Here is a 10779-nt window from a genome sequence, read left to right as displayed (position 1 = left end):
CGAAAGCGCTACGCCGAAGGCGTTAGTCTCGAGCCCTGATCGGCGACCCCTCAGGGCCGCGGACACGCGCGCGCCAGCGCGCCAATAAACACAGCCTCAAACCTCTGGGACTACCGAACCCAGAATCCGCGCATCACCCCAACCGCCGCTGTCGAGCAATATCAGCCAGAACAACCCCAGCGGCAACCGAAGCATTCAAAGACTCGACCGGACCCGCCATCGGGATGCTAAGAATCGAATCACAGTTCTCACGCACAAGGCGCGAGAGCCCCTTGCCCTCGGAGCCAACGACCACGACCGTCGGGACACTGCCGTCGAAATCGTCGAGGGTGGTGTCACCATCGGCATCGAGGCCAACGATCTGGATGCCGTTCGCGGCCCAATCCTTCAGCGTGCGAGTCAGATTGGTAGCCCGCGCGACAGGCAGCCGGGCGGCGGCACCCGCACTGGTACGCCATGCCACGGCGGTGACACTCGCGCTGCGACGCTGCGGGATCACCACGCCCTGCCCACCGAACGCGGACACCGAACGGATCACAGCACCGAGGTTGCGCGGGTCGGTGATGTTGTCCAGCGCGACCAGCAGCGCGGGCTCGGCCGTGGCCTTCACCCGGTCCATCAGGTCGTCGGGGTGGGCGTAGCGGTACGGCGGCACCTGCAGGGCGACGCCCTGGTGCATACCATTGGCGCTGAGCCGATCCAGATCGGTGCGCGGCACCTCGAGGATGGAGATGCCCATGTCGGCGGCGCGCTGCACGCTCTCCGAGAGCCGGTCGTCGTTCTCGGTGCCGACCGCCACGTACAGGGCGGTCGCGGGCACGTCGGCGCGCAGACACTCGAGCACGGGATTGCGGCCGAGCACCAACTCGGGACCCTCGTCGGACTTGCGGCCGACGCGCGGCACACCGGACTTACCGGTCGGACGGCCCTGTGCGGCATTGGCTTTGGCCTTCTCGGCCGCTCGGGCCCGCTTGGCGGCGGGGTGCTTGGTGCGCGCGACGGCAGGCGGGGTCGCACCCCGGCCCTCCAGCCCGCGGCGGTGCTTGCCACCGGAACCGGCGACCTGCCCCTTCTTGGTGCCGCCCTTCCGTACTGCTCCGCGTCGCTGTGAATTGCCTGCCATCAGTTCGCCTTTCCGCTAGATGCGCCCAGCGACCATTCCGGCCCCTGCGGGGTATCGGTTACCTCGATACCCGCGGCGATGAGCCGATCCCGTGCGGCATCGGCTTCTGCCCAATTCTTTTCGGCCCGCGCGTTCGCCCGGCGATCCAGCTCCGTGCGGATGAGCACGTCGAGCGCGTCGATCGCCGCCGAATTGTCGGCGGGGGTGTACCAGTGTTCGTCGAGCGGGTCGACGCCGAGAATTCCCAGCATCGCCCGCACTTGACCGGCCAGTTCGGCCGCGGTCTCCACCGCACCCGCTTCCAGCGCGCGATTGCCCTCGTGCACCACGTGGTGGATTTCGGCGAGCGCCTTGGGGATTGCCAGATCGTCATCGATCGCGGCGGCGAATCCGTCGGTCCATTTTCCGACCGGCACCTCGCCCGCTCGGTCCAGCACTCGCTGCACGAAGGCTTCGATGCGCTGATACGAGGCGACCGCGTCGTCGAGTGCCTTGTCGGAGTATTCGAGCATCGAGCGGTAATGCGCGCTGCCCAAGTAGAAACGCAATTCTACCGGGCGCACCCGGGTGAGCACATTCGGCACCGAGAGCACATTGCCGAGTGACTTCGACATTTTCTCCCCGCCCATCGTCACCCAGCCGTTGTGTAGCCAGTAACGCGCGAAACCGTCGCCTGCCGCTTTGGACTGGGCGATCTCGTTCTCGTGGTGCGGGAAAATCAAATCCATTCCACCGCAGTGGATATCGAATTCCGGGCCGAGATAGAACTCGGCCATCGCCGAGCATTCCAGGTGCCAGCCGGGGCGACCGGGACCCCACGGCGAAGGCCAGCTCGGTTCGCCGGGCTTGGCGGCCTTCCACAGCGTGAAGTCGCGGGGATCACGTTTGCCGCGGGTCGGGGTTTCGCCCTGGTGCACGTCGTCGAGGCGGTGGCCGGACAGCTCGCCGTAATTCGGCCAGCTCATCACGTCGAAATACACGTCGCCGTCGGCGGCGTAGGCGTGGCCGCGCTCGATCAGACGCTGCATCAGGCCGACCATCTGGGTGATGTGACCGGTGGCGCGCGGTTCGGCCGAAGGCGGCAGGACACCGAGGGTTTCGTAGGCGGAGTCGAAAGCGCGCTCGTGGGTCGCGGCCCATTCCCACCACGGCCTGCCCGCTTCGGCGGCCTTGTTCAGGATCTTGTCGTCGATATCGGTGACATTGCGGATGAACAGCACGTCGTAGTCGTGCGCGAGCAGCCAGCGCCGCAGCACGTCGAAGGCGACGCCACTGCGCACGTGACCGATATGGGGCTGCCCCTGCACGGTGGCCCCACACAGATACACCGAGGCACGGCCGGGGACCAGCGGGGTGAATTCCCGCATGGTCCGCGTGTCGGTGTCAAAAAGGCGCAAGGTCACGGCATTCGATCCTAGTCGGTGGGATTGTGGTGGGGTTGACCGGCCGGTTCGTGGCGCCGTGGTTTATGCAACGGCTGATCGAATCGGCGAGAAGGCACTGCGGGTAGGAAAGTTTCAGTGGCCCGTCGGGGCTACGAACATGCGGCGATCAAACAGGTGGCGATGGCGGCGATACCCTCGCCGCGTCCGGTCAGACCGAGACCGTCCGTCGTGGTGCCCGACACCGAGACCGGGGCGTCGAGGAGTTCGCCGAGTACCTTTTGCGCCTCGACGCGGCGGGGGCCGATCTTCGGACGATTGCCGATGACCTGCACCGAGGCGTTCACGACTTCGAAGCCGTCTTCGGCCAGCAGCCTGCGGACCTCGGTGAGCATGGCGGCGCCGGTGACTCCGGCCCATTCGGGGCGTCCGACGCCGAAAACGGCGCCGACGTCGCCCAGGCCCGCGGCGGAGAGCAGGGCATCGCAGAGGGCGTGGGCGGCCACGTCACCGTCGGAGTGGCCGGCGCAACCGTCGGCGTCGGCGAACAGCAGACCGGCCATCCAGCAGGGGCGTCCCGGCTCGATGGGGTGCACGTCGCTGCCGATTCCGACTCTCATCGGGCAACCGCCTCGGTAGCGTGATCGGCCGAGTCGGCCTGAGCGGCCAGGACCGTCCGGTCGCCCTGGCCAGTCGTCGCGTCGGCAGCGGCAGCCGGGGAGTCGGCGCGCAGTGCTTCGGCCAAGCGGAGGTCCAACGGGGTCGTGATCTTGAAGGCGAGGGGGTCTCCGGCGACGGTCCGCACGTCGACGCCGAGGCGTTCGACAAGGCCCGCGTCATCGGTGGCGCCGACCTCGGTGGCGTACGCGCGGCGCAGGAGGTCCGCGTCGAAGCCCTGGGGCGTCTGGATGGCGCGCAGGTGGGCGCGATCGGGAGTGCCGGTGACGACGCCCGCGTCGTCGACCGATTTCACGGTGTCGACAACGGGCAGCGCGGGGACCACGGCCTGGCTTCCCGCTTGCAACTCGGCGGCCACCCGCGCGATCAGCTCCGGTGGCGTGAGCGCGCGTGCGGCATCGTGCACGAGGTAGAACGCGGCGTCGGGCGCGGCCGCGATGCCCGCGCGCACCGAATCGGTGCGCTCGGCGCCGCCCACGACCACCTGCACCGGCACAGGGGGCATCGAACCGCCGGTCAGCGAGGTGGTGGTGGACAGCAGCGCGGATGCGGCCTCGACCAGTTCGGCGGGCACGACCACGACAACCCGGTGCACCGCACCGGACGCGATCAGACCGTCGACGGCCAACCGGACCATAGGTGTGCCGCCGACCGGAACGAACGCCTTCGGGGTGGGTTCACCCAGGCGCACGCCACGACCGGCGGCAGGGACCAGTGCTACGACAGGTCGCACTTGTTCAAATTTCTAGGAAGCCGCGGCGAGGACCTCGTCGAGCAGCGATTCCGCCTTGCCGTCGTCGGTGCCCTCGGCGAGCGCGAGCTCACCGACGAGGATCTGACGAGCCTTGGCGAGCATTCGCTTCTCACCGGCGGACAGGCCGCGGTCCTGCTCACGACGCCACAGGTCACGAACCACTTCGGCCACCTTGTTCACATCGCCGGAGGCGAGTTTCTCGAGGTTGGCCTTGTAACGGCGGGACCAGTTGGTCGGCTCCTCCGTGTGTGGCGCGCGCAGCACCTGGAAGACGCGGTCGAGACCTTCCTGGCCGACGACGTCACGGACGCCGACGTATTCAGCGTTCTCTGCGGGAACCCGAACGGTCAGGTCGCCTTGCGCAACCTTCAGGACCAGATACTCTTTCTGCACACCCTTGATGGTGCGGGTCTCGATTGCTTCGATCAGCGCCGCTCCGTGGTGGGGGTAAACGACGGTGTCTCCGACCTTAAAAATCATGTGTCCCGTGCCCCTTTCGATGTTCACAGTTTAACATGCGACTCGATAACGGCGCGATCAACTGTGCAGGTCAGGGCCACAACGAGGGCATCGCGGGGGTTGACATATGAGAATCGTTGTGCATTGTGTTGCGCCAGAACGGGTTAACCACCAGCATAGCGACCGGTTATCGCACATCGGGAACCCGGCATCGATCCGGCAAACCGGCTCGAGACACCGAACTGTTACTTCCGCACCCGCGCGTCGCGAGCCCGAACGTCACCCGCGCGGAGTGAACTACTACGCTGCCTAGTTACTACCCTCCGATCCCCGTGTGGACGGAGTGAGCCCGGTCGACATGGAGGACAAACCGTGACTGCCCTGAAAGCTGTGACCGCCCTGTCGGCGCGACGTCGCATGGTGACGGTTGCCGCGCTCGCCGCTGCCGCGGGTATCGCCCTGACCGGCTGCAGTGCCGGCCAGATCACCCAGACCTCGTCGCAGGCCGCCGCCATCAACGGCAACCACGCCAATGTCGGCGACATCGCCCTGCGCAACGTGCACATCGTGTACCCCGAGGCCACCGCCGAGCACAGCAAGGGCGGCAAGGCGGTGATCGCGCTGTCGATCATCAACACCAGCGAGACCGTCACCGACGAGCTGACCAGTGTGAGCACCGACCTGGGCCAGATCAAGATCACCGGGCCTGGCGGCGACGCCAAGTTCGTGCTGAAGCCCCAGCAGACCGTGGTCGTCGGCACGGGCGAGACCAAGCCCGCCGCGGCCGACGATCACCACGGCACCACCACGGCGGCGCCGACCACCACGGCCGCACCGACCACTGCCGCAGCCGGCCAGGACACCCCGTCGATCGATCCGGTGACGGACCCGGCCACGATCGAGATCACGGGCCTGGCCAAGGACATCGTGCCCGGCCTCACCTACAACGTCACCTTCAACTTCAAGGACGCGGGCACCGTGCAGGTGGCCGTCCCGGTCGACGCCGCCGCGGTCGCGCGCATCGAGAACGAGAAGTCCGGCCCCGCGCCCGAGGGTGCGGGCGGCGGTCACTGAGACCAGCAGTAAGGAAGAGCCGTCGCGAACTTCGCGGCGGCTTTTCTTTTGTGTCGGTCCACGTCCGTAGGGTGCGCCTGTGGCCAAGACCAAAGCAGTCTTCCGGTGCTCCGCGTGCACGCACGAGGTGTCCAAATGGGTGGGTAAGTGCCCTGATTGTGGTGCCTGGGGCACGGTGAACGAGGTGGCCGTCTCGGCGTCCACCGCCGCGCCGGGTCGGCGGGCGATGCTGCCGAGTACCGCGGCGGCACCGCTGTCGCAGATCGACGCCAAGGTCACGCAGGCGCGGTCGACGGGGGTGAGCGAGCTCGATCGGGTACTCGGCGGCGGTGTGGTGCCGGGGTCGGTGGTGCTGCTGTCGGGTGAGCCGGGCGTAGGCAAGTCGACGCTGTTGCTCGAGGTCGCGTTCCGGTGGGCGGCGGCGCGCGAGGAGACCGCGCTGTACGTCACCGCCGAGGAGTCGGCCGGACAGGTGCGGTTGCGGGCCGATCGGACCGGGGCGGTGCACGACCGGGTATATCTGGCGGCCGAATCAGATCTGTCGATCGTGCTCGGACATGTGGAGCAGGTACGGCCGTCACTGCTGGTGGTGGACTCGGTACAGACCATGCTGGCGCCGGAGGTCGACGGTGTGATCGGCGGTGTCACCCAGGTGCGCGCGGTCACCGCGGCGCTCACCTCGCTGGCCAAGGCGACCGGGATCGCGGTGCTGCTGGTCGGCCACGTCACCAAGGACGGGAATGTGGCGGGCCCGCGCACGCTCGAGCACCTGGTGGACGTGGTGCTGCAGTTCGAGGGTGACAAGAATTCGTCGCTGCGGATGGTTCGCGGCATCAAGAACCGCTTCGGTAGCGCCGACGAGGTGGGCTGCTTCGAACTGCACGACGACGGCATCGCCTGCGTCGACGATCCGTCCGGGCTATTCCTGCACCATCGCACCGACACCGTCCCCGGCACCGCGGTGACCGTCGCGATGGACGGCAAACGGCCGCTGGTGGCCGAGGTACAGGGGCTGACCGTCAAGACCGAGATTCCGCAGCCGCGCCGTGCCGTGAGCGGGCTGGACTACAACCGCGTCGCCATGGTGCTCGCGGTGCTGCAGAGCCGAGGGCGCGTCTTTCTCGGCAAGCACGATGTGTACGCGGCGACCGTCGGCGGCATGCGCCTGCTCGAGCCGACGGCCGATCTGGCCATCGCCTTGGCCATCGCGTCCGCCGAGGCCGATATCGCCCTGCCCGCGGGCTGGGTGATCCTCGGCGAGGTCGGGCTGGCGGGTGAGGTTCGCAAGGTCACCGGGCTGGGCAGACGCCTGGCCGAGGCCGAGCGTTTGGGGTTCACCACGGCTCTCGTTCCGCCCGGTTCGGAGAAGACCAAGACCGGCACGATGCGTATCCACGAGGTCGGGGATCTGCGCTCGGCGCTGCGATTGGCCGAACTCCGCAAATCCCGCGCACCCCGCGAGGTGGTGGCCGTGGAATAACCCCGGCAATCGCCCGAATCAGCGCCCATCAGCTATCTCCCCGCCAATGTCCATTGACGGGGTGGCCGATCCTGCGAACACTGCAAATCAACCCATCTCGAACATGTGACCTACGGCGCACCCGCACAATGCCCCGGCATGCGCGAATACGGCGTCAAGAGGCGAGGTTGAAGGGCTCCGCGGCGCTGCGAACGGCACCGAGCTGGGCGACGACCATGTACGCGCCCGCGGGCACCTGCAGTCGGTCGCCCGCGCACTGCGGCTGCGAGGTGGTGCCGAACCAGGTGCCCTTGTACGAGAGTTGTTGACCGGCCTCCAGTGTCTTCTGGTCCACCGGGCCGTCAGGGTTGCAGTCGTTGCTCGCCCAGAGCCTGCGCTGCCCGTCGAGGGTGTAGACGAGGAACTGTGGGCCCGCACCGAGGTCGCGCGAGCACGCCGCGGACGAGATGTTGGTGATCACGGTGCCGAACGCGGGCTGGTCGCCCACGCGATAGGTCGGCTGGCCGACTGTCACCTTCAGCGCCAGCGACTGATCCGAGCACGGCTGTGCCGCCGGGTCGGCGGCGCTCGCGGTGGTGCTCGGCGTGGCCGACCCACTGCTGGGCGTACTCGACGCGCTGCTCGGCGCTGAGCTCGTCTCCGACGCACTCGCGGTCGGCTCCGCCGAGGTGGTGGTAGTCGCGGCCGCGTTATCGGCCCCGGACGAGTCCCCACCGCGCGCGACCATGGTGACGAGCCAGATCACGATCGCGAGCGCGACGACGATGACACCGATCGCGAGTGCACGGCGGCGCCAGTAGATCTCCGGTGACAGCGGTCCATTCGGTTCCAGCACGCCTCAACGGTAAGCGCAGCACACAAGGGCATGCTCGATGACCTCGGCGTGTCGGAAGCCGAACCGGGTCAGCGCCTGCGGTTCAGACCACCTCGCCGATGTTGCCGACAGTGCGCCGCAACTGCGCACGCCCGTCTTCGAGCTGGTAGGTGACACAGGCGATAGCCAACTGACCAGTGGCAACCCGCTGGGAGATGATCATCGAACGCTGCATGAGCAGCTTGCTGGTCTCCTCCACGTGGCGCGCCTCTAGCTCGTCGACCGTGTCGAGTCCTTCGCGGCGTCCGAGCAGGATCGACGGCGTCACCCGCTCGACCAGGCTGCGAATGAACCCACCGGGCACCTCGCCGCCGTCGAGCGCGTCGATGGTGGCCTTCACGGCGCCGCAGCTGTCGTGACCGAGGACCACGATCAGGGGCACGTTGAGCACCTCGACGCCGTATTCGATCGAGCCGAGCACCGAGCTGTCCACGACGTGGCCCGCGGTGCGCACCACGAACATGTCGCCGAGTCCCTGGTCGAAGATCAGTTCGGCGGCGACGCGGGAATCACCGCAGCCGAACAGGATCGCGTGGGGGTTTTGGCCCTTGACGAGTTTGGCTCGGTCCGCGGCACCCTGGCTAGGATGCTGCAACGTGTCATTGACGAAACGCTCGTTGCCTTCGCGCAACGACTTCCAGGCACTTATCGGATTAGAACCAGGCATACCGACCATTGTGCACATGCCCTTGGCTACCAGCGAGTCCGCCACGTTACGCATCGGCAAAGAGCGCCCGACCGAGAGAAAACGAGAACGGTGAGTATCGACGCGGAATCCCTGCTCGACTGGTTCGGCGACACGGCGCGGGCGCTGCCGTGGCGCGAGCGGGACGCGACCGCTTGGCACATCCTGATGAGCGAGATCATGCTGCAGCAGACGCCGGTGGTGCGGGTGGAGCCGATCTGGCGCGAATGGGTGGCGCGCTGGCCGGTGCCGTCGGCGATGGCAGCGTCGTCGCAAGCGGAGGTGCTGCGGGCGTGGGGCAAGTTGGGATATCCGCGGCGGGCGTTGCGGTTGCACGAGTGCGCGCGGGTGCTGGCGGCCGAACACGGTGACGTGGTCCCCGCCGATGTCGACGTGCTGCTCGGCCTGCCCGGCATCGGCGCGTACACCGCTCGCGCGGTGGCCTGTTTCGCCTACGGCCAGCGAGTTCCCGTGGTGGACACCAATGTTCGGCGCGTTGTCGCGCGTGCGGTGCACGGCCGCGAGCCTGGCAACCCCTCGTCGCGCGATCTCGCCGAAACCGAAGCGCTGCTTCCTGTTCCGGTACCGCGAGCGGCGACGTTCTCGGCGGCCCTGATGGAACTGGGCGCCCTGGTCTGCACCGCCCGCAACCCCGACTGCGCCCGCTGCCCCCTGCCTAGCTGCGCCTGGGTCGCCGCGGGCAAACCCGCCGCCGAAGTCGCGCGCAAGGTGCAGAAGTACGAGGGCACCGACCGCCAGGCGCGTGGGCGGCTCCTCGATGTGCTGCGCGACTCATCGGGTCCGGTTGAACGAATTCGCCTCGACCTGGCCTGGACCCGCGATCCGGGTCAGCGAGCGCGGGCGTTGGACTCGCTGCTGGTCGACGGGCTGATCGAGCAGACCGATGACGGACTGTTCGCGCTCGCGGGCGAAGGAAGCGCCGCCGGGTAACCCTGGATCTCGACACGTGGCGAGAGGTCGGCCCGTCCGGAACCAACTGCCTTCGCCGGTCGACCAGCACCGCCGCCAACCGGCTCAGGCCGAAGGAACCGACTGCCTTCGCCGGTCGACCAGCACCGCCGCCGGGCCGCCGGCGCCAACCGGCTCAGCTCGTGACGCGTCGCAGGAACCGGCCGACGTGTTCGCGGTATGCCTCGGGTTGTTCGTCGTGCACAAGATGCCCCGCCCCGTCGACGCGTACGTACTCCGCATCGGGATGCACCTCGGCCATCGTCAGCATCTGGCCCGGCGGGGTGATGGTGTGCTCACCTTCGATGAGCAACGCGGGCACCCGCAGCGACTTCCACTCGGCCCAGAAGTCGCGCGTGCCCCACTCTTCGGAGATCGCGCGGAAGGTGTCCACCTCGCCGTGTAGGCGGTAGCCGTCCGGTGCCGCGGTGAACGCGCGCAGGAAGTAGGTGCCCGCGACCGGGCCGAAGTAGTCGAGCACCGCCTGCTCGTCGGCGAACGGTTGTGGCCAGGAGTGGATCAGCTCGGCCCAGTGGGCGGCGGTGCGGCCGGTGAAATCGGGGGCGATGTCCTCGACGACGATCGCCCGCACCCGTTCGGGATAGGTCGCCGCGAACACCCAACCGTGGATCGCGCCCATCGAATGCCCGACGATCACCATCGGTTCGGTGATCGTGGCGGTGCGCTCGGCCAGGTCGGCCACGAACGCCTCCGTCGTGAGCTCGGCCGGTGTCGGCCGCCCGTGCCCAGCGGCATCCACGGCATAGACATGCCCGTATCCGCGCAACCACGGCACCTGGTCGGCCCAGGTCCGCGCACTCCCCATCAGTCCGTGCAGCAGCAGGATCGGGACACCGGACCCACCTTCGTCGTTCAACACCCTGCCGATTGTGCCCCAGAGCGGGATGTTTCCCGCGCGGTCGTATTGTCAGCCCTATGGCTGTTGTGAAGATCAATGCGATCGAAGTTCCCGAGGGCGCGGGCCCCGAGCTGGAGAAGCGGTTCGCCGCGCGTGCGGGTGCGGTGGAGAACTCCCCCGGTTTCCTCGGCTTCCAGTTGCTGCGCCCGGTGGCCGGCGACAACCGGTATTTCGTGGTGACGCAATGGGATTCGGAGGAATCGTTCGCCGCGTGGCGTGACGGTCCGGCCCGCGCGGCGCACGCCGGGAACGGTGGCGACGGTGAGCGTCCGAAGCCGGTATCGACAGGTGCCTCGCTGCTCGAGTTCGAGGTTGTCCTCGACGTGCCCGCGAAGGCCTGACAGCGGCGTTTCCGCTGGACATGCGGTTGCGTGTATTGACG

11 protein-coding genes and 1 pseudogene are annotated in these 10779 nt (G+C 67.9%); 4 read left to right on the top strand and 8 right to left on the bottom strand.

Features of this window, described 5'->3' with window-relative positions; genetic code table 11:
* Positions 1 to 133 precede the first annotated feature (133 nt).
* The 5 genes and pseudogenes from rlmB to carD all read right to left on the bottom strand — a co-directional run bounded on the left by rlmB (position 134) and on the right by carD (position 4417).
* Entirely contained in the window at positions 134 to 1123 is a 990-nt protein-coding gene (rlmB, locus tag ACFWO8_RS24390; protein ID WP_378962725.1) for a 23S rRNA (guanosine(2251)-2'-O)-methyltransferase RlmB, read from the bottom strand.
* A complete protein-coding gene (gene cysS / locus ACFWO8_RS24385; protein WP_378962718.1) occupies positions 1123 to 2526 on the bottom strand; it encodes a cysteine--tRNA ligase in 1404 nt (467 codons plus the stop codon). The genes rlmB and cysS overlap by 1 nt, the downstream gene beginning before the upstream one ends.
* Positions 2527 to 2657: 131 nt before the next feature.
* Positions 2658 to 3125, bottom strand: coding sequence for a 2-C-methyl-D-erythritol 2,4-cyclodiphosphate synthase (gene ispF, locus ACFWO8_RS24380; RefSeq protein WP_378962714.1), 468 nt, complete (start codon positions 3123 to 3125; stop codon positions 2658 to 2660).
* A gap of 110 nt (positions 3126 to 3235) precedes the next feature.
* Positions 3236 to 3916: pseudogene (gene ispD / locus ACFWO8_RS24375) on the bottom strand (2-C-methyl-D-erythritol 4-phosphate cytidylyltransferase); the annotation flags it as partial.
* A 12-nt stretch (positions 3917 to 3928) separates the two neighbouring features.
* Positions 3929 to 4417 (bottom strand): RNA polymerase-binding transcription factor CarD, encoded by a 489-nt coding sequence (carD, locus tag ACFWO8_RS24370; RefSeq protein WP_019044685.1) that lies wholly within the window; start codon positions 4415 to 4417, stop codon positions 3929 to 3931.
* 351 nt (positions 4418 to 4768) lie between these two features.
* Between carD and ACFWO8_RS24365 the strand changes: the two genes are divergently transcribed.
* Together ACFWO8_RS24365 and radA are read left to right on the top strand one after the other, a co-directional pair.
* A complete protein-coding gene (locus ACFWO8_RS24365) occupies positions 4769 to 5470 on the top strand; it encodes a hypothetical protein (RefSeq protein ID WP_378962702.1) in 702 nt (233 codons plus the stop codon).
* 79 nt (positions 5471 to 5549) lie between these two features.
* On the top strand, positions 5550 to 6950 hold the full coding sequence (gene radA, locus ACFWO8_RS24360) for a DNA repair protein RadA (RefSeq protein ID WP_378962695.1): 1401 nt from the start codon (positions 5550 to 5552) through the stop codon (positions 6948 to 6950).
* A 154-nt stretch (positions 6951 to 7104) separates the two neighbouring features.
* On the opposite strand, the gene ACFWO8_RS24355 is transcribed toward radA, so the two are convergent.
* The gene (locus tag ACFWO8_RS24355; protein ID WP_378962691.1) at positions 7105 to 7785 is read right to left on the bottom strand and encodes a hypothetical protein; all 681 of its coding nucleotides are present in this window, start codon (positions 7783 to 7785) and stop codon (positions 7105 to 7107) included.
* An 82-nt stretch (positions 7786 to 7867) separates the two neighbouring features.
* Positions 7868 to 8491: a carbonic anhydrase gene (locus tag ACFWO8_RS24350; protein ID WP_378962688.1), complete on the bottom strand. Its 624-nt coding sequence runs from the start codon at positions 8489 to 8491 to the stop codon at positions 7868 to 7870.
* A gap of 90 nt (positions 8492 to 8581) precedes the next feature.
* Between ACFWO8_RS24350 and ACFWO8_RS24345 the strand changes: the two genes are divergently transcribed.
* On the top strand, positions 8582 to 9460 hold the full coding sequence (locus ACFWO8_RS24345; protein WP_378962680.1) for an A/G-specific adenine glycosylase: 879 nt from the start codon (positions 8582 to 8584) through the stop codon (positions 9458 to 9460).
* 154 nt (positions 9461 to 9614) lie between these two features.
* On the opposite strand, the gene ACFWO8_RS24340 is transcribed toward ACFWO8_RS24345, so the two are convergent.
* The gene (locus ACFWO8_RS24340; protein WP_378962676.1) at positions 9615 to 10358 is read right to left on the bottom strand and encodes an alpha/beta fold hydrolase; all 744 of its coding nucleotides are present in this window, start codon (positions 10356 to 10358) and stop codon (positions 9615 to 9617) included.
* Positions 10359 to 10414: 56 nt separating this feature from the next.
* Between ACFWO8_RS24340 and ACFWO8_RS24335 the strand changes: the two genes are divergently transcribed.
* Positions 10415 to 10738 carry an antibiotic biosynthesis monooxygenase gene (locus tag ACFWO8_RS24335; protein WP_101464713.1) on the top strand — a complete coding sequence of 108 codons (324 nt, stop codon included), beginning with the start codon at positions 10415 to 10417 and terminating at the stop codon, positions 10736 to 10738.
* Positions 10739 to 10779: the final 41 nt, after the last annotated feature.

Source organism: Nocardia sp. NPDC058480, assembly GCF_042720495.1.
Classification (GTDB): Bacteria; Actinomycetota; Actinomycetes; order Mycobacteriales; family Mycobacteriaceae; genus Nocardia.
The sequence above is the reverse complement of the archived record's forward strand: the minus strand, read 5'-3'. Positions and strand labels throughout refer to the sequence as shown.

Coding starts and splice junctions, on each gene's coding strand:
- rlmB (WP_378962725.1), bottom strand. CDS start 1,123: ATGGCAGGCAATTCACAGCGACGCGGAGCAGTACGGAAGGGCGGCACC.
- ispF (WP_378962714.1), bottom strand. CDS start 3,125: ATGAGAGTCGGAATCGGCAGCGACGTGCACCCCATCGAGCCGGGACGC.
- carD (WP_019044685.1), bottom strand. CDS start 4,417: ATGATTTTTAAGGTCGGAGACACCGTCGTTTACCCCCACCACGGAGCG.
- ACFWO8_RS24350 (WP_378962688.1), bottom strand. CDS start 8,491: ATGCCTGGTTCTAATCCGATAAGTGCCTGGAAGTCGTTGCGCGAAGGC.
- ACFWO8_RS24335 (WP_101464713.1), top strand. CDS start 10,415: ATGGCTGTTGTGAAGATCAATGCGATCGAAGTTCCCGAGGGCGCGGGC.